The following is a 25467-nucleotide window of genomic DNA, read 5'->3' on the forward strand; positions in this document are numbered from 1 at the left end:
ACAGAATGCTCTGCATTGAGATCGGATTCAAGTGGGCTGCCCCGGCTCCACGGTTATCAAAGCAAGCGGTTTCGAAACCAGTTTAGTACGGAATGTTGCGATGGGCCGAACTGATCACCCACACTGAAGATCTGCACTGCCACAGGCGACGGTTGCATGCATTAAGTCGCCCTCCCGACTCAAACAAAAGATGCTTTGGAGGGCGATTGCCGTCATTCTCTCCAACAGGTGCAGCTTTCGTCTGATTCCGCTTGACGCCCTGCAAGCCTCTGAGACTTGCAGGAAGCCCTCAAAGCGTCTTGAATCCGACGTTAGGGTCAGATTGCAGATCTTCTGACAATTCGCGACAATCTGCGCACGCTCCAACACTCCCCGATGGGCAGTAAGAAACGCGAATGTCTCAAATCCTCGAGGTCTCGCCGTTGCTTCTGTCACGATGATCGGGGCTCCCGGAGCGCCCTGCTCGATGTCGAATTCGAGCCTAAGACGTTGAAGAGACCTGTTCCGACCGATCCACGCCCTCCGGCGCAACCGGCATGCTGAACTGAAAGACAGCCCCGCGAGGATCATTGGCGCCCGCCCACATCCGGCCTCCGTGCGCCTCAATAATAGAATGGCAAATGGCCAGCCCCATGCCCATGCCTTCGGACTTGGTGGTGTAAAACGCATCGAACACGCGGTCAGCGCAGTTCGGATCGAGTCCTGGACCCGTATCCCGAAAAGTGACCACTACGTTATTCGAGTCATCTGTCCGCGCACTGATCAGTAACTCGCGATCACTTTCGTTGATCTCGCTCATGGCCTCGATGGCGTTCGTGATCAAATTGAGAATCACCTGCCGCACCTGGACGCGATCTGCCCGGACGAGCGGCAACGCCTCAGTCCGTCGCGTTTGCACCCATACATCATTTTTCGCAAGTTCCGCGCGAACTAGGCCCAGCACCTCTAAAATCAATTCGTCAATTGCGAGAAGCTCCGTTTGCATAGGAGCCTTATTCATAAGAGCGCGGATCCGGCGGATCACGTTCCCTGCTCGCATACTGTCACGGACAATCAACCCGAAGGTCTGCCGAACTTCTTCCAGATTTGGGGGTTGAGCACCGAGCCAATTTAGCCCCGCCCCCGCATTACTCCGGATCGCGGCAATCGGCTGGTTGACCTCATGGGCGATTGAGGCGGCCAGCTGTCCCATTGTCGTGATCCGATTGGCGTGTGCCAGCCCCATCAGAGTCTCGCGATACCGTCGTTCGCTTTCACGGGCTTCCGCTTCCGCTCTCTTTCGCTCTGTCAGGTCGAGGACGAAGCCAACACCTTGGTCGTCTCGCGCATCGAATACGGCGACGCCAACTAGCACCGGCACGCGGCTGCCATCCTTGCGGACATACTCTTTCTCGAACTGCTGAACCGCTCCGGTCCTTTTTGCTTCTGTTCGCGCATTCAGTGTACGCTCGTGCCATTCTGGCGGTGTCAGGTCGAGACCGTTCACTCGCCCCGCGACGAGATCCTCTCGGTCGTATCCAACCATCGTGAGAAAGCTTTGATTTGCTTCGATGATCTCGCCTCCTTCGCGAATGATGAATATTCCAATGATGTTAGCGTCAAGTAAGCGCCGGATTTTCGACTCCCGTTGCTGAACTTCGCTGTACAAGCGGCTGTTTTCCAGCGCTGTTGCAGCTTGGGACGCAAGCATTTTCAGCACCGAGTTGCGGGCAGCCGAGAATATGCGCGCGGCGAGATTATTCTCCAGATAAAGTACGCCGATCAGCTTGCCCTGCGTGATCAGTGGCAGGCAAAGAATAGAACGCGCTTTGCGCTCGCGGATATACGGATCTTCCGCAAATGAAGGCTCGGCGACAGCATCTTCGAGAATGACGTTTTCGCGGACACGCAGGACGAAATGCAGCACGGACTCGGGAAGAGCCATCGGCGTTACGGGCTGTTCATTCACCTTTACAAGCAGCGCATCCGCTACCGTTGTGGCTTCCGCCTCGATCCGTGGCTCGCCTCCATGTAGCAGAATCAACAAACCTCGTTCGGCGCCGGCCTGCTCAATGGCAGTCCGCATAAGCGTGTCGATTAGCTTTTGAAGAACAATCTCGCCGGAAATCGCCTGCGACACTTTTGTTACCGTCGCGAGATCAAGATGCTCAACCGGAGCTCCGATCCTCAGGCCATTCACGGCAGGAGCGGTCTCCTCATGGCTGAGGTGGGGATTCTGCTCGTCGAGCTGACGCACTTTGCCATCTGCCCCCCAACGAAGGTAGCCGCGCCGGGCGTCCTGCAGGTAAACCCGGGATATTCTGTCAAAACCACGCGCAGCATAAAAGCGCGCTGCAAGCTCGCAAGCGATTGCCTCGTGGTGGGCGAAACCGTTACGTGCTGCGGTCTGGATTGCGTGTTCATACAGTCGCATTGCGTGTGCATCCCGGTATTCGAGCCTTGCAATTTCAGCGCCGACCAGGGCAGTCCGATTCTCAAAATTTTCGGGGCAATTCGTCGCCCATATCTGCAGCTGTCTGTAATGGGCATCAATGATAAGCCAATGTTGCTGTTGTTCGCTTTCGCCTAGCTTGTCGCAGTAACATGAGTGAGACAGCGCACCAAAGAAGTGAAACTCCGCGATCAAGGGCTCTGTCGGCATAGTCCATAATTTGGGCTCCGCCTTGGAGCGAGCATCAACAGCCGCAGCATAATCGCCGGCTAGAAATCGCGCCTGAAGTTTGCGGATCCAGTAGACGGTTTCACTAGGTGACAGCTCCAGACTCCGAGCCAACGATCGCTCGACCTCTAGCTCGTCAAACTGTTGGTCATCCAAGCAACCGAATGAGCGCGTGAGGCCGCGCATGCTTCTAATGATTGCGAGCTGAGCGGCTACGGTATCAGCAGCAAACTGAACCTTTCTATCCCGTATCGTAGCAAAGCTTTTCTCTATCTCGTTCTGCACCTCTTTCAGGGGATCTCCGGCCATCATCATATTTGAGGTTAGATGAAGCAAGCTGTACGCCTCGTAGATGACATCGCCGCTGCTGATCGCAGCTGCGAGCGCTCGCCGAATCAAAACTCGGCCACCTCTTAGGGGCTTCGTCCACGGGATCACGTTGCACCCGAAGGCCAAATAGACGGGAGCCCGAAAGCGGGAGAACTCACCGCGATCAACCAGGTCGCAAGCAAGACGACCAAATTTGTCAGCTGCTTGGTAGTCGCCGAAGCGCCCGGCCAAGATTCGGCCCAGCCATGCGTAATGGGCGCAAGAAGCATCGGTGTTGCCGTATTCGAGGCTGATGGTGACAGCTCTGCAGATGACCAAAGCGGATAAATTGGCGTCCGTGAAACCTGCGGGCGGAAGAATGCGCGTCAAGACGGCAAGCGTGGCAAGCATGGTCTGATCTGTCATCGCAGGCAACCTAGAAAGATCCTCGATTGCCTCGGGCAGCTGTGACCACATCCGCTGATATTCGGTTAATGTTTCCTGGTCCGTCGGATGCTGCGACCACTCGATCCCGACGTCGTGAAGATATTCGAGCCCTGTGAGCACTGCCCGCCCGTGCTGGCCGAGCGCCAAGTAAAGATCGACCCGCAAGCATGCGACCGTTGCTCGCTGGGGCGCGTTCAAGGCGCGCTTCGACAGTACCGACAGGAGGCTTTCTGCAATGTCCAGCTGGCCTACCAAGAATTCGCATTCAGCCCGGCTTGTCTCCAGTGCAAACGCGAGTTCGTGGCGCCTTCCCCAAGAGTGCTCCGCGAGCAGCGCAGCACCGACGGTGAAATATGTGAGTGCCGAGGCGTAGGCAGCCGACGCCCTGGCACGCTGCCCTGCGACGAAATTCAGCTCTGCGAGCTGCTCACGCTCATGACCGGAGGCAATTAGCGCGACGCCTCGATTGAGTTGGCTGACGATGTCGAAGACAGCCTCTTCGCGTTTGTGCGCAGGAACGTGTGCCGCCAGCAACCGACCGATCCGCAGATGGGCAGGAGCGCGCGAGGATTCCGGCACCAGGAAGTAGGCCGCCTCTTGAACGCGATCATGGAGGAAGCGGTAGGCTGTTCCGTGGCGCGCGATGAGTTCCTGCCGGATCGCCGGCCACAGGGTCGCATGCACCTTCTCCTGCGAAATTTCGAGCACGATCGCAAGCTCCGCCGTCCCGGCGATGTTGCCGAAACAGGCCAGCTGTTGCAGCGCGTCCTGCGTTGCCTCAGGCAGGCGGATGAGCTTGCCGAGCATCAGATCCACGACATTCTTGGTGTACGCTTTTGCGTGAATACGCTCGAGATCCCACCGCCAGCGCGCCGACTCGTGATCGAACGTCAATAGCTGCTCTTCGGCCAGTTCAGAAAGGAATTGAATGGCGAAGAACGGATTACCCATCGTCTTCTGATGCACCAACTTTGCAAGCGGGGCAGCGCGTTTTAGTCCGCAGCGAAGGGTATCCGCGACTAACTGCGCGACATCGTCTGCAGCGAGCGGCGAGAGCGTGATCTCCTCGAAATTTACGTCGGCTCTCCTGAAGGAGTCGAGCTTGCGTTTGAGTGGATGGCCTGCATCAAGTTCGTTGCTGCGGTAAGCTCCAATCAGCAGCAGGTGCAGATCCGACTGCGTCAGGAGATCCTCGATCAAGTCGAGCGTTGCGGCATCATGCCACTGCAAATCGTCGAGGAAGAGCACCAAAGGATGGGTTCGCCGCGCGAACACGCCAATGAAGCGGCGAAGCACCAGTTGGAAACGCATTTGCGCTTGCCGGGCTGGAAGCTCAGCAACTGCGGGCTGCTCGCCAATGATCAGGCTCAGATCGGGGATCAATTCGACCATCAGTCGTCCATTCGTGCCGAGCGCCTCCAGGAGCGCTTGCCGCCAGGTGGCGAGTTCGCCCTCACTTTTGCTGAGAAGAGGACGGACAAGACTCTGAAACGTCTGCACTAGCGTCACATAAGGAACGTCGCGCTTCAGTTGGTCGAATTTGCCTGATACCAACTGCCCGCGCGAGGGCACCAGTGCTTTGTGTAGCTCCTGGACGAGCGAAGACTTACCGACACCGGAATAACCGGCGACGAGCACCAACTTCGGCGCGCCGCTCTTCACCGCGCGATCGAAAGAGGCAAGCAAAACCTCGATCTGAAGGGCTCTGCCATAGAGCTTCTCGGGGATGAGCAGCCGATCAGGTGTGTCGTCTGTGCCGAGCTCAAACGGGTCGATGCGAGCGTGGTTGGCCCATGCTGCGAGACAGTGTTGCAGATCGTGCTCAAGGCCAGCGGCAGTCTGGTAGCGTTCCTCGGCGGTTTTCGCGAGGAGTTTCATCACAATCTGAGATATCGGCTCCGGGAGGGTTTGCGACTTCTCGACGGGCGGTGTTGCTTTTCTTGCAATATGACAATGGATCCACTCCGAGGGATCTGAGCCCGTGAACGGCAGCGCGCCCGTCAGCATCTGGTAGAATGTCACGCCAAGTGAATAGAGATCACTGCGACAATCGACCGAGCGATTCATTCGTCCGGTCTGTTCGGGCGCCATGTAGGGCAGCGAGCCGGCGATGAACTCGGCAGGCTCAGGCGGCACGCGCTCGCGGGACAGACGGGAAGCCAGACCAAACCCAGTGAGTCGCACCTGTTCGTCAGGACAATTGACCAGAATGTGAGCGGGTTTCAGCTCCTTGTGGACCAAGCCGTGCCGGTGAAGCTTGCCCACGGCCCTCGCGATACCCACAGCGAGGCGTAGGAAGCGCTTGGGCTCCATACGGATCCCGAGTAAATTTAGCAGTGGCTCGCCGCATGGATCCTCCAGGACCAGCATAGTCCGACCGGCTTCCCGGATGAGTTCCAACGGCCGCACCGCCCATCCCTCGTCTAGCTCCTCCCTCAGCCCGTACTCATGGGCGAGGCGGTCGAGCGTCGCTGGGTGTTCCGCGATGGGCCGCACGACAAGCACGACAGCCCTGCTGCCGTGGATTTGCCGGTGCCACCCACGGCAGAACGCGCGATCACCGTCCTCCCACAGGAGCTGGATGTCACTGTCGATACTTGAGCCGAACAGAGTTCGGCTGAGGTCCCGCGGCATTTGCCCGCCCGATCAATAAGGACTGAGCCGGAAGCTGACACATATCGGGCGAGCTTGTGAAGAGACTTCGCAAAGGGGCCGGAGTACCGATTAAGGCCGCCAAAGAGTGGACGGCGGCACGCCGAGATGCGACTTACAGACCCAATACGTGGCCCAAGCGTGTCGATCCAGCCCAATCCTGCGCGCCGGCCGAGCCTGCACAGAATCGGCGGCGGCGCTCTCGCTAGCGCAGTGTGTCGGCGAAGGATTGTATTCGATGGAGTGGGCTCGTGGCCCGTTACCCGACCATGGCGCACTGCCCGACGTGCAGCAGGGCCCAGATCGCTGCTTCGGTTCTAAGACCCGAGGAGAAGCAAGATGCTCGCTCGAGTCGCTGAACATAAACGCCGCAAGGGCGCTCAGGCTAGAAATCCCGGCGACACGAGCGGTGCTGTTTTCGAGATCGACGTTCACTCCTGGCTCCATTGTTGGAATGCGCCATGCAGTCATCGACTCTGAACCACAGCATCAAGGGCAGATCTGAAAGCCAAGTGTGAGCGAAACCGCGCCCATAACTATTCTCTTCATTCCTCCAATGATGGAGCAACTGACCCGCGACAAAGGCACCCCTGATGCTCACCGAACGCCCGTATAGGCCCTCGCTGATCGGAATGCCGCTCGCTGCCGTTCGCCGCAGGGCAATTGCCGGCCGTTGCGAAGCCGATGACCGAGAGAGTTCTCGCTGCTTGAACCGCTGTTCAAGCAAGGCGTAGGCTACCCCAAAACCGGTGAAGAGAATTGGAATTAGAATAAAGTACAGCGGAACGCCTTCTTTGCCAATTCGATAGATCTGCGCCGGCATCGTACAAACTGACGCTACGAATGACCAAGCCCCCCTTCCTGGCCGGCACGAAGTAGCGGGGAGTCACGACCTACTCTGCCTTGCTGAGCGAGCCCAGCTTTGCCACGCTGGTTGCTTCATTGGAGGCAGCATCACCACGGATGTACTGGCGATGTGGGGCGAACCCGACGCACTTTCTTCTCGACGGAGTGCGTCGGCTCGCCTTTAATGCTTCTGCCTGGCCCTGGGCCCTTAGCGGATCGATGAGCTACTGGCAGGTCTAACAACACCTTCAGGTTGACCCCTCGGGGCGCGTTTTGTCCTTCCTATGTAGGTCAAGAGCGAACCTTCAAGGTGCCGGGCACGGACCTCTGATGTCCGCAAATTCTGGTGGAAGAATCATTCTTTCGCTGGATCAGCGGTTGTTTGGCTGGTGCAGGAGAGCAAATGCAACTGCCTTTTGGCGAACCGGTCCGCAGCTGGACACCGAATGGAGTGTGTCCCGCCTCTCCTTCAGATTACGCCGCCTCATGTTGGGGTGCGAGGCTCGTGAAAGAACAACGCCACGAACGCACGTGAGCGCCCCTGCAGCAGCTCGAATTCGAGCAACTTTCCTACAAACATGACGGAAAGGACTTGAATCGCACCTTGCGTCAGGTTGTACGAAATCGGTGCAAGGTGCTTTCCTCACACAGAGCAACTCACAGGCGCTCCGACGACGGAAAAGAAGAGTTCATGTTGCTGATGCCGCTGCTACTCGCTCTGATGTCTATTTTCCTTAGCATGGGTGCGATAGTCTACTCCGCTTGCCGATCTCAACGCCGGCGGGATCGGCGCATGCACAGGCACAATCGGGCCGATTCGCTCAGCTCGCGCCCCCGCGTGCAACTACCAAGGCGACGGGCATTCTGATCGTTCAGCCGCATAATCAGCCGTCCGCTGCAGTCTCACTCGCGAAGGCCAGGCGACACGCGCCGCCGCTAAAGCGAGCGCCTCAAGTTCTGGATTCGGTGCTTCTCGATCGGCTGCTGATCGTTTGATCGGCGCCTTGGGAGCCAATCCAACGCGACGGCGGACAGACTCCAAAGGCAGTTCTCGACCAGTCGGGCGGTTTTTGCTACACTTTCCTGTCTGCGTCACGCTGGCGCGAATGGCTGACCGGTCACATACCTTGAAAATTTCAAAGATTTGCACTGCGAACGTCCTCAAAAGCCTATGCGATCAATCGAAGGTGGTCGTGAGGCAATAAGTCTACTGTAAATCGTATAAGTGAGGCTCTTATCGTGACCAAGCGCTCTGAACCCCGGAAGGAAGCCCCAAATGTCGTCGGGCCTGAGGTGAGGCCGAGCGTCTTCGTCGTCGACGATGACCTCTCAATGCGCGAATCGCTGGTCAACCTATTTCGTTCGATCGGTCTAGATGTCGTTGCTTACGGATCCGCCCGGGAAATGCTCCAGAGCGAGCTCCCTGATGTTCCTAGCTGCCTTGTGCTTGACATCAGGCTGCCTGGATTGAGCGGCCTTGAGCTCCAGAATGAGTTAGCCAAACAGAAGATTCACATTCCCATCATTTTCATCACCGCTCATGGCGATATTCCGATGACCGTCAAAGCCATGAAGAGTGGAGCAATCGATTTTCTCAGCAAGCCGTTTCGCGATCAGGAACTACTCGATGGCGTAGTCGCAGCTATCGAACAGGATCGGAAGAGACGAGGTGTAGACAAGGTGGTCAGCAGGCTCCAGTCCTTGTTTGAGGCCCTAAGTCCACGAGAGCAGGATGTGTTGAAACTGGTCGCCGCCGGGCTATTGAACAAACAGGTAGCCGCGGAACTCGGGCTCGCCGAGATTACAGTCAAAATCTATCGCGGCCACGTGATGAAGAAGATGGGAGCTCGATCGCTAGCCGATTTGATCAGGATGGCTGAGAGGCTGGGAATTGGGACTGAGCGTTTCACGGTACAAACCTAAGTATGATTTTACAATTTCGTCGTACACGCGCACCCTTCTGCTGGCCGTCATGCGTCGGCCAGCGCCTTCGCCCAACCAAGAACAGGTCGTCTTGTCTAGGTATTCAACTGTTTCCGTTATTGACGACGATCCTGCGATTCGTGCCGCACTGAACAATCTTTTGAAATCGCAGGGCCACATCGTTCATACGTTTGCATCGGCTGAGGAATTCTTGCGGTCGTCTCAATTGAACCACACGTCCTGTGTCATTGCAGACGTGCAGATGCCCATGATGAGCGGCTTTGAACTTTTGGAAAAGATGCGAGCCCAGGGCCACGCTGCACCGTTCATCTTGATGACTGCCTTCGCAGATGATCGCACGCGAGCTCGCGCGTTGAGCGCGGGCGTAGCCGGTTTTTTTGCCAAGCCGTTTGCTGACCTGGAGTTGAGCGCCTGCCTCGATGCAGCGCTTCGCGAGCAGGGTGGAACGAACGCGTGAAAGATGGGGAAGCAGTCTGGACCAAGCGCACTCGCGCGGCGCTTACGATGTCGATCAATGCGCGACTGCCCGTGCTTACCGCGTGCCAGTGGACCATCGCCTTTCTTGCCGCATTCCTGTCGTTGTTGTTGCACTTTCGGCATCTGGTTGAAGCACTTGCAACGTCGGGCTCCTGACAAGGCGCCTTTGGTATGATCGCGCAATCAGAGGAGGCGAGGCCCTCATCGGTTTAACGAGCGCCCTACCTTCACTCCTAAGATCCTTGCTGAGCTTAGCGCGAAGTGCTACGGCAGCGGCTTGCCGGCAGGACGTCGTTAGAACAAAGAATTCACCTGAAACTTGTGCCACCGCTCCAGACAAATCTGGCACCGAGTTTGCGGGAGCAGGACGGGACGATCGCGTCCAAAATCCCGCAGTCTGTCGAGGCGATCGCTTCGGAATTCACAGGAAACCCAAAGGCCGCATTTTCGATGTTGAGCTTTCGAAGGATCGAGCGGTGTACGCCAAACTCGCCAATTTGCGTTCGCTCCCAGCAACCCTTTGGCGGGCCGAAGCACCCGAACCTACGCAATCGGGTTGCAGGGCAACACAAATGCCACTGGTCGAAGCAATTTCAAGCCACGCCTTTGCTGCCGAACGCATCCACGCCACCACTCTCCGCGCCGATCCCGGCCAAACGCAAGGCCCAAAGCGGCGGCTCTGGACGAGCGATAAGCCCGCGCACCGGGCCAGATCCGCGGCGGCCCTGTCCCTTCTACTCGCCGGGACCCTGAGCGTGAGCATCCAACACACGCCTCCGGCTGGCGGGCTCCGCGGTCGCCGGGAGCGCATCGGCCCTCTGGTCGCGATGAACTTTCTCGGCCCACATACTTCCCCGCTTCCAAGCTAACCGCGCTGTATGCGCAAATTCTTCGATCGCGCGCGACTAAGCAAACCTGCCCGCGAAAGACGACTTAGCCTGGGCCCTCGCTGGATGGGGACGAAACTACTAGACATAGTAGCTTTGTTCCGCCTGGTTCCTCGGGTAAGCCGTTGGAGCTGATTTTCAGACGCCCTACGCAGAGCCCAAAGGACGACGAGAGGCGCCGGAACCGTGCGCTCATGATCCGCCAATCCTGTACAATGTTGGCCGCGCGCTTGTTCGTCGGGCAGATTTTCTTGTCGAGGAGACGACGACATGGTTGGAGGACACGAGCCGCACAGAATGAAGACAGTCGAAATGCTAGAGTCTAACGTGCGCTCGTACTCACGTTCCTTTCCTGCTGTGTTCAGCAGGGCGCGCGGCTCGATTATGTTCGCAGAGGATGGCCGAAAGGTCATTGACTTTCTGTCCGGCGCTGGAGCGCTAAATTATGGCCACAACAATCAGGAGATCAAAGCGGCAATCAGCGAGTATCTGGACTCGGACGGCGTCGTCCACGGCTTGGACATGGCCACTCCAGCTAAGGTCGAATTTATGGAGACCTTTAGCTCTGTCATCCTTCGTGAACGGAATCTTTCCTACCGCTTTCAATTTACAGGGCCTACGGGAGCTAACGCTGTTGAAGCAGCTCTAAAGCTCTCGCGTAAGATCACAGGACGTCACAACGTCATTTCTTTCACGAATGGATATCACGGTCAAAGCTTGGGAGCCATAGCCGCGAGCGGTAACCGCTTTTACCGCAAAGCCAGCAGCATTCCCTTATCCGGCACAACGTTCATGCCCTATGATGGGTATCTTGGCTCCGCTCACAGTCCGGCGGATTACGTGCGAAAGGTATTAATGGATGAGAGCAGTGGCACTGATCTTCCAGCCGCCATTCTCGTCGAAACCGTGCAAGGAGAGGGAGGCATTAACGTCGCCGGTAAGGAATGGTTGCAGTCAATTGAGGCTTTGGCAAAAGAGGTCGGAGCTATTTTCGTAGTTGACGATATCCAAATGGGCTGTGGCCGTACAGGCGAGTTCTTCAGTTTCGAGTTCGCCGCGTTGTCGCCAGACATTGTTGTAATGTCGAAATCGCTGAGTGGGTACGGTTTGCCACTATCGATGCTCCTGATCAAAGAAGCGATTGACGCATGGGAACCAGGCGAGCACACGGGGACGTTTCGAGGAAACAACCTTGCACTCGTTTCTGGCAAAGCGGCTTTGAATCTGTATTGGCGCAACCAGACGCTCTCGCAACAGGTCCGACGCTTGGGCGCATTTATGCGGCGTAGACTCGATGCTATCGCGCACCAGCACGGAAACAAGTTTGCTGTTCGTGGACGGGGCTTGGTATGTGGATTCGATTGCAAAACGACCGAAATCGCAGAGGCAACGTCACATAGAGCTTTTAAAAAGGGATTGATTATCGAGCGATGCGGACCGACCGATCAGGTTGTCAAGTTCTTGCCTGCACTTACGATCGATCAAGAAACGTTGGGACAAGGCCTAGATATATTTGAGGAGTCATTGACCGAAACATTGAATTCAGCCCGAGCAAGCTAAACTTGTAGGCACACGAGAGAAACTGTTGCTACCGACAGCATCGCCGCACAAGTCACTGGCGTGAGCCCTTGCTTGCCGCCGAAATGGTCAGGAGTTTTGAAGCGATGATCATGAAGGTGACGTCTGAAGGCCAAGGCTATTCGAGATCGGCCGAGTCGGCTTATCCGCGGAGAGCGCCTGCTGCCCTCCTCGGTCCACAACGTGAGTGCGAGCAGCACCTTTGACCATAGAACCTCGCCCTCGCGAGCGACTCTGGTCGGGGTGGCTTATTTAAGTTTTCCAGTCTGAGGTCGGCCGAAGGTCAGCTCGTTGTGCGGAATGGAGTCCAACTTGTGTATGGCTTCTTGGCGGCCAGATGCCAGCCGCACGAGCGCGGACTTTGTTAGGACCGTAGATTGAGCAGCAGCGATCCAGCCCGAGCCGTTTACAGCATAGGCGCAGCAGCAATCATCCCGCGGCCGGCTTTGCGACGAAAGCCGTCAAGGAACGCGCGGTGGGGATGTCCCGGGTTCTGTTGAATTCCTGAAGAGGTCGGGGTTGCCGTTGAGCCGGTAGGCTCGGCGTGCTGATTCCACAAAGGAGAGCGACGTGATGACGAGAGATATCACACCGGCTGGTTGGCCGGCGACCGGGCTGTGGACGAAGCGTTTGCGAAAGTGCAGGCGAGCTTTGACCGGTTCTGCCTTCCGGCAGGGATCGAGGCGCTCGGCACGATGACGGAGGCGGATGTGACGGCGGCCTGCGAACGGGTTAGGGCGTGAACGCCCGCGAGGTCACGATTCCGTCCTGGGACAATGGCGGCGCAGGAGCACTGGCTCGCTCGCTGGGCGATGGACTTGATGCTGATCAATGTGTTGACGCGCCGGTTCGCCCGCGCTGTCCGGCTGCCGGAGGGTGACGTGCAGGCATCGGCCGGATCGGGGGGTGTCAAAGTCGGCTGCCTCGCGGAGGTTCGTAGCGCTGCCGACGGCGCGGCTGGCCGACTTCATGGCGGCCGATCTGTCGGCGCTCGACCTTCTGGTGGTCCAAATCGACGGGCTGCATCTCGGCGACGATCTTGTGCTGGCCACCGCGACGGGGTCGACGGCGAAGTCAAAAAGCATCCGTGGCGCTGGTGGAAGGGGCGACCGGATTGCCGCAACGTTTCAGGCCCTACTGGACGATCTGGTTTCGCGCGGGTGCGACCCGGCGGTGCCAAGACTGTTGAGCGTTGTCGAAGGCGATCTGCCGCACCTTCGGTTCGGTCGCCACGACCCAGCGCTGCCAGATCTACAAGGTGCGCAAACATCATGGAACGCCTGCCGAAAGAGCATCATGCGGCCACCCGTCGGGTGCTGCGCCAACCTGGGAGCTCGATGGCGCCGAAAGGGCTGAAGAATTGATCCGCAATGTCGCGCGTCGAGTCGATCGGCATGGCTCGGCGTAGCTGTGAGCATCCTCGCGGGCCTCGACGAAATCCTGACTGTCGTCCGGTTGAAGTTGCCGAAGGAGCTTCGTTCATCGCTTGCCTGTACAACATCACCGAGAACATGATGCGCACCATTCGCGGTGTCACGCGCAACATCAAACGCGGGCGGGATGGCCCTGCGACGGGTCACGGCTGGCGCTCGAGGTCAACAAGGGCGTCGGACGATTGAAGGCGCATAAGCAATGATCGGTTCTGCGTGCGGCCACGATCGCAGGACGATCAAGCCCGTTGCCCACGTCACGACGGCCGCGTGGCATTCATTCCGGCAGCGTCGGCCCGGTTGAACAGCCATCGGGAGATCCCCGGCGCTGTTCACGGCGTCAGCTACGCTAACCGAGCCAGCATCTCAATCAGAAAGGGTCGGTCCTCGGCTTTTGCCCCAGTCTGCAGAGCACCGCTCTCCGTGTGCGCGTAGCACACTGCCGCAACCCCAATGTTGGCGTGCCCGAGTTCAGCATCAGAAGCGCCTATTGGCGTGAGCGCCTCGGCGGCAACCGAAGGTGACGGCCAAATGTCAAGTATGCTGGGCGGACGGAAGAAGCCCGACGCATCTGCCGGGTCTGAAATGCGTCGGGCTGAGTGGGAGACTGAGTGCGACAGTCTTCCTCCCAGAACCTGCCTCTGCAAATAGTATGCCGCGCCCGTACTGCTACATCACTACCTTGACCTAGATATCTGTTCTGCCGCGAAGTTCCTTGAGGCATTCAGAGAGGCTCGGCCCACAGCTCGTTCTTGAAGGCTAAAACAAGCTGAGCTTACTCCCTTCCAAAAAGTCCCGCCATCACCTTTCGTTTGGATCAAAAATGAGGCAGAAGAACCGAACAACGGGCCGCCGGCTCATCAACAACAGATATCTAGATGTTTCATACATTGCTACGCGTGACTGGAACGATCGCCCCGAGCTCGCGCACGACAGAGGCTAACGATCGAGATCTGAGCTTAGACTTCGCGAAAGGTGCGCTCATTCTTTTGGTGATCGTTGGGCACCTGATCCAGTATGTCATCTACCGAGACGACGGGTTTTGGTATTCGCCGTACTACAAATCGATCTATATGTTTCACATGCCACTCTTTATGGCGATAAGCGGATATCTTTCTTCTCGATCGCTGCTGCAAAAGTCGTTCACTCGAGCCGCCAGCGACCGTGCGAAGCAGCTCTTGCTGCCGATGCTGTTTTGGTGGACGTTCATGGAGACCGTTAAGCTGGCGGCATTGTGGCGCGCGACCAGCATAACGAGCGGACTTTTGGGATTTTTAGACGATTTCGCTGGCACCTACTGGTTCATCTGGGCCACGTTTGTTTCCTACCTTCTCATCAAGATTTCTAGCAGGCTCGACCAGCGATCGTGGGTCATATCTGGCGTAGCCATACTGGTCGCACTCGCGCCTCTGACATTCTCCATATCACCCCTGATCAGATTCACTTACCCATTCTTCTGCTTCGGCTTCTTGCTTGCTCAATCGAGAGAACGATGGACGAGTACATGGCGACGTCACAAGCCGCTCCTGGTCTTATTTCTCTCGATAGTCACTTGCGTATGCTTTCTAGCGTGGGGCAAGGACACCTATGTCTACAATAATCTTGGGGTAATTCACGATCTTCGGTCGGCTAAAGACGTGCTTCTGATGTTTGTTGGCTCTGCAGCTGCCTCAGCAATCGTTATCGAACTCCTGCTGCAATGCTGGAGCCTTGGCCATTCAAATCGGATGGCCCGCTTTATCGCTGTGGAGTTGGGCCAGACCACGCTGCTGCTCTACCTGGTCCAGGGTACCGTGTTCCGTCTCATGGATTTCGTACAATTCGGAGAACTTTGGGATCTCACGACCCGGTTGATCATCGCGGGTCTGCTCGGTGCCTCGATTATTGCGATCGCGCTAATGGTGCGCTCGATTGTTCGCGGCGTTCCATATCTATCTCAGCTCGTCGTTGGAATGCCGCCACGCTCAGGTCTCCCGCAGGCCAAACCTGCAATAAACTAGCTGTATTGCATTTAATTGTTTGAGTACGGCAGGGTATTGCGATGGCATCGACTTGTGACGCCCGGAACAGCGTTCGACGGCGACGGCGTGCCGCCCGTCGAGCCGGTGATCGGCATAAGAGCAACCCCATCGAAGCGTGTATTGCTCAGGTTTGTATGGCACCGGCGAACTCAGCCCATTGCGTCCGTCTGTTCAATCGAGAGTCGTGAGATGAGCTTCGCTGTACCAGTCCTCTAGCCGCCGGGTTTCGACCCAGATCTGGCGATCGAACGTAATCCAATCACACTCGGCGAAATGTTTCTTCGAGTGCCGTACTGAATCCGAGACGTCCCAGTCGTTCGAATCTCCGTCTCGGCCCGCAGTTGCCCATGCACTACCTTGACTTGGAAGGCGTCCAGTTTACGATCGAGTCGCGCAAACCGTCCGGAAGACGACATGACTCCTGCGACGCGGGGAATGCTGCGTTAAGGACATCAGCTGCCCAGCGCGAGAGGCCCTCCTGCAGCAGCTGACGGTCCTCTACATAGCCTGCGTCTGTGCCAAGCTGCAGGAAATCTCTAGCGTTGCGTATCGTGTCCTCGGGACTGATATGAAAGCTGAGAAACGGCATGTCAGCTACAAGCAGGGCGCGAGGCCTTGTTCGCGCGACCGCCTCCAAGTGGTGATTCATCATCCCATGCTGACGGGTAAAGTGTCATCACACCCAAGGCATACATTGCCGACGCTATCGCCGACAAGAATGACGTCGACGACAGGATCGGCGATACATGCCGTCACCGCATCATAACCCGTGGTCATGACGATGGTGTGCCTTTCCTCCTTGCATCATTGCAGAACTGGAATCGTGACGCGTTCAACTGACAGCTGCGAAATGTGGCTCTGTTCGATCTGATCCGGCCTCCGCATGTCTCTGGAAACGGCCTTCCTTGGAACCCACATTGCAGATGCGAGGTCACAATCGCCCATTTCGAAAGTCTATGGCAAGGCTCTCTCAAGTCGTTCGGGAAGCCGACGACAGCTCAGGATCCTTCATCTTGCGCTACCGCGCGCGTCTTCAGGCCAGCGCATCGGCAGCGTCACAGATGCGTGCATAAATTTCGTCCAGGTCACCTGCTGTTACATAATATGGCGGCATCACATAAATCGTATTACCGAGTGGACGCAGCAAGAGATTGCGGTCGTTAAGAAGGCGTGAAGCCTCGGGCCGACGCCTGCGAGATAGCCGGTATCTCTCGTCTTCAGGTCGAGTGCTGTGATGGTGCCGCTACGGCGAACGTTTGCAAAGCGCGGATCGGCGCGGAATCCTTCAATTGCCTGCTCTTGCATGGTTGCGACCGCAGCGATGCGCCGGTGACATTCCTGGCCTTTCCACAGATCCAGGTTAGCTTTGGCGGCGGCACAGGCCACCGGATTTGCCGTATACGAACTCGAATGAAAGAATGTGCGCGTACGGTCTTTTGAATAATGGGCATCGAAACTCTCTGCCCGGCAGAGTGTCACCGCGAGCGGCAGCGCCCCTCCCGTGAGACCCTTGGAATAGCACGCTATATCTGGCACAACATTGGCCTGCTCACAGGCGAAGATTGTTCCGGTGCGGCCCCAGCCCGTCATGACCTCATCGGCAATGAACAGAACGTCCGGCGCCTCGCAGATCCGCTTCATCTCTCTTAGCACCCAAGCTGGGTACATCAGAATTCCGCCTGCCCCTAACATCAGAGGCTCGACAATAAAGGCTGCGGGATTTTCGTTCCGACATGCTGACTCAAGCGCATCGAGCGTCGCCCGCTCACGCCGCTCGCAGGGAACGGGATTGAGGTCACGTCGAACAGGAGAGGTCCGTACGCCGCGTTGAAGACACCGCGGGCACCAACTGACATCGCGCCGAACGTGTCCCCGTGATAGGAGTGCTGCTACAATGATGCGTGTTCGCTCTTCGCCTATATTGTGCCAATAACCGAGTGCCATCTTCAAGGCGACTTCCACGCTGGCTGACCCGCTGTCCGAGTAGAACACGTGGTCCAAGCCTTGGGGTGTGAGTTTCAAAAGGAGCCGAGCGACCTCCTCAGCCGGATCATGCGTGTAGCCGGCGAAAATGACTTGGTTTAGCTTGCCGGCCTGTTCCTGAATCGCGCTCACGATCTACGGATGGCAATGGCCGTGAGTGACGACCCACCAGGGTGAGATTGCATCTATGATTCGATTATGCATCCGCAGTGTAGAGTTAAGCACCATCGCCACGCACAACCTTGGTCATCTCGTTGTGAAGAGCATGCTGCGTGAATGGATGCCAAATTGGCGACCTCTTGTTTGGCTTCATGGCGTGAAATCGCCGCGAATAAACGAGCCTTTGAAGACAGCCTGCAGGCTCTCTGCCGTCAAAGGAGAAATCCAGGGCAGCCGTCCTAACCAACGCACCCGCGCGATGTCACAAATTGCGCTCTCAGTCTCCGAATTTCTTTCTCCGATGAATGCGATCCCAAGAATGTCGATCTGGCGCTTTCGCAAGGCCTCTATCGAGAGCAGGGAGTGATTGATGGTTCCGAGTAGCGTGCGCGCGCAAAGCACGACGGGAAGTCGCCACCGCTCGAAGATGTCGATGTAGAGTGCACTAGAATTCAGCGGCACCATCAACCCGCCAGCGCCTTCGATGACGAGCGGTCGCTCCCCGGTTTGCGGCAGGACGAGCGAATCGGGGTCGATGCGAATTCCGTCTATTTCGGCGGCATGGTGCGGCAAGGCGGACGTTTTAAGGCGGTAACGCTCCGGAACGATCCGATCGGCCGGAAGACCGCTCAGTCGTGCGACCTGCTCGCTATCGGTCTCTCCTTCAACACCGGCCTGAATTGGTTTCCAATAATTCGCGCCGAGAAGATGGGCAAGGCCTGCCGAAAAGACAGATTTGCCGATCCCTGCATCTGTGCCGGTCACCACGATCCGCTGGCTCATCGAGATTCGCCCCCCGTCTCCTCAGCGAGGGCATCGAGCATCGCACGCACCTCATCCTCTCCGACGTTGACCGTCAGTGAAATTCGTAAACGGGCCGTGCCGGTCGGCACTGTTGGCGGTCTGATTCCTCGGATGTCAAATCCGCGAGCCTGTAGCGCGGACGCTAGCCTCATGGCGCGGGCATTCTCGCCAACGATATAGGGAAGGATCTGCGAGTTCGAAGGACTTCTCTCGCCTCGCGCAACCATCTCCTGATGCGTGAACGCGACAAGCTTCGCCAGCCGCTGTTGGCGCTCCGGCTCCTCCTGCAGGATCAACAGAGCCTCCCGTACGGCCACCGCCATTAACGGCGAAGGGGCGGTCGCGAAGATAAACGGGCGACAGCGATTGATCATGAAATCGCGCAGCACGCCAGAGGCGGTGACAAGCGCGCCGGCAGCTCCCAGCGCCTTGCCGCAGGTATGAACAACCAGGAGATTTTCGCGTCCTTCAAACGGCCCTGTGAGCCCTCGCCCCTGCTCGCCGTAAACGCCGGTGGCATGAGCTTCGTCCACAACCAAGAACGCATCGTGCCGGTCCGCGATCGCGAGCAGGTCTTCAAGTGGTGCGAAATCGCCATCCATGCTATAGAGGCTCTCGACTACGATCCAGACCTGCCCCGCTCCGCCCGCGGCACGCCAGTCGCAAATTGCGCTTTCGATAACCTGCGGGTCGTTATGGGCGGTGATTCGAAACGCGGCTCGGCCAGCTCGTGCTCCTTCGTGAATGCTGGCGTGCACCAGGGAATCAAGGACGAGCAGGTCATCCCGTTGCGGCAACGTTGTCAGCACCGCAACCTTTGCAACATAGCCACCGCCGAAGAAGAGCGCGGTCTGCGCGCCGAAGAACCGCGCCGCTGCTGCTTCGAGGCATTCGTGCTCCTCGCAGTTGCCGCCCAGAAGCCGTGATCCGCCGGCTCTGATCGAAGTACCGGCTTCAAGCGCGGTGACGATCGCTTTTTTCATCCGCGGCGCGCTCGCCAGGGCCAGATAATCGTTGGATGAAAAGTCAATCCCGGTGCGCGGCCTGAGACTCTGCAGGCGGTTCTCGTGTTTAAGCGCATCCAAGCCTGCCGCATAGCTGGTGACTTTACCCGCAATGATGGTATTCATTCTTCACTCGCTGAGCCAAGGATCGACGCCGCAAAACTCCTAACTGGCCACCAACGACAGGGCTCTACGCGATTAGCTTGTTGGATTCAAATCGGCACGATGCGATTTTGTCGATCAACCAGCACAATGCGCGGCCTGAAGATTCTTGCCTCCGCCTCGTCAACTGAGGCGTATGCAACGATGCTTATCCTATCGCCGGGCATCGCCAGTCGCGCCGCCGCACCGTTCACGTCTACCGTGCCGGACCCTCGCGGCGCTTCTGTCGCAAACGTTGCAAAGCGTGCCCCCGTCTCGAGGTTGTAGAGTTCGACGCGTTCGTTAATCAGGATACCGGCCGCGTCCAAAAGTGCGCGATCAATCGAGATCGAGCCTTCAAAGTGCAGGTCGGATTCAGTTACCGAGGCGCAATGAATCTTTCCCTTCATCAAGACAATCTGCATTTCTTACCTACGCTAGTGGCTTGCGCGCAGCACGCCGTTCTTCTGATGGCTTAAGCGAGTCCAGACGTAATGCCGAGCCGAGCTAACAAACTTGCATCACCGTCAAATTGCGGGTTTTTGGTAGTCAGCAACACATCGCCGACAAAGATGGAGTTCGCACCCGCCAAGAAGCATAGGGCTTGGAGTTCATCACTCATGTACTGGCGCCCGGCGGCCAACCGTACGACGCTCTTGGGCATCATGATCCGCGCGGTCGCCACCAGGCGCACCAGTGCAATCGGATCGGGACGCTCCGCCGTGACCTTCACCGGCACGCCATTCACCTCGTTCCACAGGTTGATCCTCGGGTGAAGTGTCCACGTTATGATTGTAGAAGTCGAGGCCGGCGTCGGCGAGGCGTGCGGCTTGCTTTGGCGTGAGCATGCCGAGCGTTACGCACGTCTCCATGCCAACACGTTTAACGGCGGCAATCATGTCGCAGACCTTATCGAGGTCGCGGTCCTTTGGACTGCGCCACGCCGCGGCCATGCAGAAGCGACTCGCCCCGGCCGCCTTGTCGCGCTGCGCGGCGGCGACCACATCAGCGCGATCCGTCGCGCGAGTCGCCTTCAGGCCAGTGTCGTAATGCACGCTCTGTGCGCAATAGGCGCAGTCTTCAGGACAGCCGCCGGTCTTTGATCTGAGCAGGCTTGCGGTTTCGACGTGGGTCAAAATTACCGCGAGGAACGGTCTGGGCCTGAACTAGGAGCTCGGGAATTGGCTGCACGTAAACCCCCTCCGCCTCGGCACGTTCGCAGTCGCGGCGGACCGGCGCGCCGTTGCGGCCGCTATTGCCTTCGACTTCCACAGCACCCTCAAGATTTTCGCTCGATCGTACAGACGACAACGTCGTGCGTAGCTCCGCAAAGCAACACTCTTGCCCTGTATTGAACGAGAAATATCGCCGAGTTGCGCGGGCATGGCGCTGATATCAGGCTAATCGCCGCCCCTCATGCAGGATTTCCCCGCGGGCGCGCCTCACTCAGGTAACTAAGCGGTGCGTCCGGTAGTTGCGCCCCCTAGGAGACTCTTCCGATGCAAATGTATTTGGCCGCGCGCCGTGTATAACGGAGCGACAGATCTGCTCACCTGGCTGACTCCTCAATGGTGTTGTTATGCGCGTCACATTCCGCACAACAAACGGCGGCCTCAACAAGCCGACTCTGCGAGCGTTACCTTCCGCCCCTTTCAGAAGTGCAGCGGGTTGGGCTCTGGGGCGCAGAGTAGTGGCTGACGGCCCCTTGGCGGGCCTTGGCCACCTAGGCTCGCTCGCCGCTGTGCTCGTCGTCCCTGGCTGTGGTGAGCAACTCCGCGGGACTCTCGATTATGTCGCCGCCGCCCGACTTGGCGTCGGCGGGGCGAGATCCGCTAAGGTGTCGCACTCATCTGCGCAAACAGAATTGCCGCTTCAGACGGCCCGAGCCCGACGATGCCCACGAAGGCTGCCGGAGGCATCGGAATGACCTGACGCGTCGGCCTCCAGAGATGCAGGCAATAGCGACTATTGTTCACATACTGCGAATGAGGAGGATGCAGCTGCATCACGCATTCCTCTTCATCCCAAAACATATCTTTAGCGAGGCACATCTCCTCCCAGTTTGGAGATCGCCGTGGCGTCGACACTGAGACATGCTCCCATCCCGGACGGATTAAGCCGATGATCTTGAGTTGGCAGCCACAAGGCCCCTGCACGAAGAAGAGACCAGAAGGGCCAGACCCTGGTGCAGTGGCGAATTGGCCCTCGCGAACGCGCCCCGCTTCCAGTCTTTCTACACTGTGCCTCCTCATGCGTCCTCCATTTGGCCGATAGAGTTGCATTCGGCACCACTCGTCTTGTCCGAGTCGCACATCGAACGGGCACCCGGGCATGGGCAGCCCCAGCTACCGCTGATCATCTGCACCGAACCTACTTGGATGAAGATCATCGGTTCTATCCGCACCGTTCACCGGGGAGTTCTCTTCGGTTTGTCTTTCGACATCTGATCGTCTCTTCAATTTTCTTGTCATTCGCGCCTTCGTTGCGAACCCGGCCTCATGCAGACAATCTGCGCAGAGATCTATGATGGCCCGTCTTGGCAAGCCGTGCCAGCAGGAGCTTCTGCTCGCCTCTTCGCCTGAACATGTCCGCAATGTATGGCGTTGAGTTCAGCAGTGCTTGGTGCAAGATGCCAGAATTCGACTGAAACGCCTCACGCCAAAATGGCGGCGGAAGCCAATTCGCGTGGCATGATCCGGCGAACCGGCTACTTTGTCACCCAAACAAACGTCCTGGCTTCAGCAACATGATGCAAAGCGCGACGCCAATGCCTCGCCAGTTCATCGAGCGAGAGGCTTTTGATTCGACGAGCTGACGGTGGGCTTTCATCTCATCCTTCTCATGTCTAGCGGTTAGCCGGCTTGCCGCCTGAGACACCGTCAATGCGTCATCTATGTGGCCGGCCCCGCGACTCAGAATGGATTCATGGTCAGAGGCTCGGACGCGCGGACCGCACTCGTTCAGCAGCCTAGCTCATTGGCCTTACCGCATGACGCAGTTTCGCAGTTCAGCTAACGGGCTATGAGCTCCAACGGAGAGACACCCGCGCCGGGGTCACAAGGCGTTGACGATCGGTGCAACCGTCCGCCCGGTGGCGATCAGAACTGCCCGTCAAGCTCATTTCTTTGCCGCCCCTCCGCGAGGCGAGCCAGCTTATCATATTCTTCAGCGACCTTGAGGAGCCTGCATCTGGATGTGTCGTCCTCGAGCGACTCCGCTTTTCTTCGGGTCGCTTCAGCACGGCTTCTCCAATGTTTGGCGTCTGAGAACAGCTTTTTTTCCTTCATGCGGAAGACGATGCAATTTTTAGATCACGAAAATGCGACACATGCCCTACGTAAGATCCCGTAGGTTGGCTTTCGCAAAAGCACCTCATTTGCGGTTATCTGCCGACCACTCTGTTGATGTCTGCGATGCGACAAGCCGCTCGCAGCAAGCGCGGCAAAGGGCGCGAATGCGCGACTCTCGACATTAGGGCTTGAATCGTACGTAGCGTCAGATTGTAGGGTCTCTTACAGTTGGCAAGCGTGCTTGGCCGTACAACAGCTTCCGGGCGACACAATTTCGAGTGTATCATTTGGCGCCCAGATTGCAGAACGCCCGCCTTGTCCCGGGCGCCGCAGTGAAGTCGCCTCGGCGAATCATTGCACGTGTGGCGACTAAGCCAGGCTGCAGGGGAACCGGATTCTAAGATCGCAGCAGCATCCTCGCGTGGCGGTTGCCCGATTTGACAGATTGCTCACGCAGAAGGTCGCCGTCCGGAGATCGGGGCCTCGCAGCTCAGAGTGGAATGGAAGTTGGAGGCCATACTCATCTTACGTAGCCGTGATGCGGCCGCGGCGAACCTGCAATAGCTTGCTCACGCCAAAACAGGTAGCTCCAGGCATACACGGTTGCCAGCATTCTCGCCAGAGATGCGTCGACTGGTCGCTCATGCCGAAGCCGCCTTCGGGTGCCTGGATTGCCTCCGCCGCCGCCTCCATCACGTTTTTCGTATCCAAAGACGGGCAACACGGCCTTCGGAGTAGCAATGACTTCTACAGCTTTGGCTAGCAAGTGGCCGTTCAACTGATGGCCATGGCGAGCGCGCGAGGTCAGACCACAAGGAAATCTCGATCTATGCTCTGTCCGAAATGTCACACAGATAACTGGTGCGAGATCGCAATGCACGATCCCTGGAGCGGCCGACCAGTGATCAACTGCAATACTTGCGGTGAGTATGCCGAATACGATTGCCTCCAGCGCAAAACAGCGCACGCGATCATCGCAGCTACCTTGGCCTGTAACGTTAGCAAAGAGGACGAGCGAGATCCGCGGGCGGTTGCTGAAACGATTTTGGATGTGCTGGAGAATGCCGGCCTAACAATCGCTCGCGCCTCAAGATGAATGGGAGGACGCCGATCAGCGCCCGCTACAAGGCCCCGGCCATCCATCAGAGAGCATTGCCAACTGCGCCGCTCGTTCCAACAGCCATTTGATTGCCTGCAAAACCGCGGTCTTTCCCCCGGCCGACCTGGAGTAGTCGGCGTAGCAAGTCTTCAATACCAACACGATTGTAGCAAACGCGCCAATCTGGACTCGAGCCGCGATGCTCTCAATGGGACCAGGGCTGAGTACCGCTTAGGCCTTCCAACGTGACGCTCGGCAAATCTTCCCACAAATATCGAATCCGCGATGATCAACCCGGCGTGGCCTGCACCTGACGACGCCTTTCGAGCTCGTCCATAGTTCAAGGTTATCTAGAACGGCGAAGTCATTGTTGGGTTACCTGACGGGAGCTTGGCTCTTTGACCAGGTTAACGGGCTGCCGATTGATCTCGTTTCCAATCTTCTCAGCCGCCGCGGCACCGACAACTCCCGGGAAGCAGTCCCATTACGATGGTGACAGCGGCAGAGCTCGGCTGGATAGACAAAGCCAATTCGCACCGACTCGCCAGAGCATTCCAGCCATGGGCGATCGATTGCGTCGCCAAGGCACCTCCTATCCACACATTTAAGTAAGCTTGATTGATTCGCTTGATCACTCGTGGCCACCGACGAGCAGCCTCCCAACTGGGGGGTCGCTATGCGCGCACACTCGAGCGGACCTGAGCTGCGCCTTCCGCAGACGATTGATACCCAAAGCCAACTGCCTTGGTGAAGCGCCTCCCGCCCTGCTCGTCTTGCGGCTGGCTCCTGGCAAACGAATACGGGTTCGACATATTCACGCGATAAGCTCGGAGGGGGATTGAATCATACGTAGCGTCGGATTGTAGAGTGCACAGCTAGGGAGCACCAATGTTCGGCCGCTTCCAGCGGAGCAGGCCGACCGCTTGCGATGAGAGGTCTTCTGCCAAAGCGGCTGAGGATCGCGCTCAGCCGAAGAACGCACCTTCTGTCCTGTCCACGCAATCGCCGGCCCCATGAAGACAAGATCGCCCACATGTAAGAAGGACCAATCCAGCCTTGGAGGCTACGAAATACGTTTGCGGGCACTGAGTTCCAAACCAGCCGCCACGAGATCGATGCGGTATCCCGGAGCGGTCATGTGAGAGGACCCGATGGATCCAACAGGGTCTTGCTCGTCGATCACTGTGAGGGCCAATGCCGGGCCATTGTTGGTTTCAAGAATGGCGATCCGGGAGCCGCGTATATGTGCGGCGACCCCGTTGTGACGGGGCCTCGCCAAAAGCTGTCATCGTGGTGCGCTTATCACCATTCCCGAATGCACGTCATGCCATGGTCGGACGGACGCAGCCTCGTTGAACGAAAGTAGACTAGATGAACAACCGTAATCCGAGACGAGTCCGCGCAAGTGCTAGGCATGGGCAGCGGTCATCGCGGGAGCAAGAGAGCTGCCGATAGATCCGCGAGCTGGGTCTGCTCGAGGTGCAGGCCTGACGATTGCCCAAGAGCCGAACGCCGATCCGGCAATGAGGCCCATCAGGACCTGACGAGCGATTATGGAGAAGCTCATGTGAGCGCCTTGGAAGAGATGATGTGGAAGTTTATACCCGCGAGGGACTGAAGATTGATCTCGGCACCATGATTGAGGGAAACACCGCGTTCGAACCCGATAATCCGGCGATTCATTTCGAGACGCGCCTCTAAAGCTTACGCTGCTTTCGGCGCATTCGAGCGGGGGCA

Annotated in this window: 11 protein-coding genes and 3 pseudogenes; 6 read left to right on the forward strand and 8 right to left on the reverse strand. The window is 57.7% G+C overall.

Annotated elements, in window-relative coordinates:
- Nucleotides 1-481: 481 nt before the first annotated feature.
- Nucleotides 482-6049 carry a trifunctional serine/threonine-protein kinase/ATP-binding protein/sensor histidine kinase gene (locus tag IVA93_RS30725; RefSeq protein ID WP_018455510.1) on the reverse strand — a complete coding sequence of 1856 codons (5568 nt, stop codon included), beginning with the start codon at nt 6047-6049 and terminating at the stop codon, nt 482-484.
- A gap of 2103 nt (nt 6050-8152) precedes the next feature.
- Here IVA93_RS30725 and IVA93_RS30730 point away from each other — a divergent pair.
- From IVA93_RS30730 to nolL, 5 genes and pseudogenes are all read left to right on the forward strand, one after another.
- Nucleotides 8153-8836, forward strand: a complete 684-nt coding sequence (locus IVA93_RS30730) for a response regulator transcription factor (protein ID WP_018455509.1) — start codon at nt 8153-8155, stop codon at nt 8834-8836.
- 49 nt (nt 8837-8885) lie between these two features.
- Complete coding sequence (locus IVA93_RS30735; protein WP_051112988.1) at nt 8886-9314, forward strand: response regulator transcription factor; 429 nt, start codon at nt 8886-8888, stop codon at nt 9312-9314.
- 1204 nt (nt 9315-10518) lie between these two features.
- Nucleotides 10519-11781 (forward strand): diaminobutyrate--2-oxoglutarate transaminase, encoded by a 1263-nt coding sequence (gene ectB / locus IVA93_RS30740; RefSeq protein ID WP_018455506.1) that lies wholly within the window; start codon nt 10519-10521, stop codon nt 11779-11781.
- 591 nt (nt 11782-12372) lie between these two features.
- Nucleotides 12373-13533 (forward strand): annotated as a pseudogene (locus tag IVA93_RS30745) (transposase).
- 574 nt (nt 13534-14107) lie between these two features.
- Complete coding sequence (gene nolL / locus IVA93_RS30750) at nt 14108-15229, forward strand: nodulation factor fucose acetyltransferase NolL (RefSeq protein ID WP_018455501.1); 1122 nt, start codon at nt 14108-14110, stop codon at nt 15227-15229.
- 517 nt (nt 15230-15746) lie between these two features.
- Here the strand turns inward: nolL and IVA93_RS30755 are convergent.
- The 7 genes and pseudogenes from IVA93_RS30755 to IVA93_RS41305 all read right to left on the reverse strand — a co-directional run.
- Nucleotides 15747-16135, reverse strand: a pseudogene (locus IVA93_RS30755) (3-methyl-2-oxobutanoate hydroxymethyltransferase); the annotation flags it as partial.
- Between the two features lie 228 nt (nt 16136-16363).
- Complete coding sequence (locus IVA93_RS30760; protein WP_247368784.1) at nt 16364-17365, reverse strand: aminotransferase class III-fold pyridoxal phosphate-dependent enzyme; 1002 nt, start codon at nt 17363-17365, stop codon at nt 16364-16366.
- A gap of 177 nt (nt 17366-17542) precedes the next feature.
- Nucleotides 17543-18175: a dethiobiotin synthase gene (bioD, locus tag IVA93_RS30765; protein ID WP_039799456.1), complete on the reverse strand. Its 633-nt coding sequence runs from the start codon at nt 18173-18175 to the stop codon at nt 17543-17545.
- On the reverse strand, nt 18172-19326 hold the full coding sequence (locus IVA93_RS30770; RefSeq protein ID WP_247363780.1) for an 8-amino-7-oxononanoate synthase: 1155 nt from the start codon (nt 19324-19326) through the stop codon (nt 18172-18174). Before IVA93_RS30770 ends, bioD begins: the two co-directional genes overlap by 4 nt.
- An 86-nt stretch (nt 19327-19412) precedes the next feature.
- Nucleotides 19413-19766, reverse strand: a complete 354-nt coding sequence (gene panD, locus IVA93_RS30775) for an aspartate 1-decarboxylase (protein ID WP_018455497.1) — start codon at nt 19764-19766, stop codon at nt 19413-19415.
- 50 nt (nt 19767-19816) lie between these two features.
- Nucleotides 19817-20613: pseudogene (locus tag IVA93_RS30780) on the reverse strand (radical SAM protein).
- A gap of 560 nt (nt 20614-21173) precedes the next feature.
- Nucleotides 21174-21674 (reverse strand): DUF7694 domain-containing protein, encoded by a 501-nt coding sequence (locus IVA93_RS41305; RefSeq protein ID WP_524536842.1) that lies wholly within the window; start codon nt 21672-21674, stop codon nt 21174-21176.
- A 1831-nt stretch (nt 21675-23505) separates the two neighbouring features.
- Between IVA93_RS41305 and IVA93_RS30785 the strand changes: the two genes are divergently transcribed.
- Nucleotides 23506-23727, forward strand: coding sequence for a hypothetical protein (locus IVA93_RS30785; protein ID WP_157642944.1), 222 nt, complete (start codon nt 23506-23508; stop codon nt 23725-23727).
- The last annotated feature ends 1740 nt before the right edge of the window (nt 23728-25467 follow it).

Source organism: Bradyrhizobium sp. 155, assembly GCF_023101105.1.
Lineage (GTDB): Bacteria > Pseudomonadota > Alphaproteobacteria > Rhizobiales > Xanthobacteraceae > Bradyrhizobium > Bradyrhizobium canariense_D.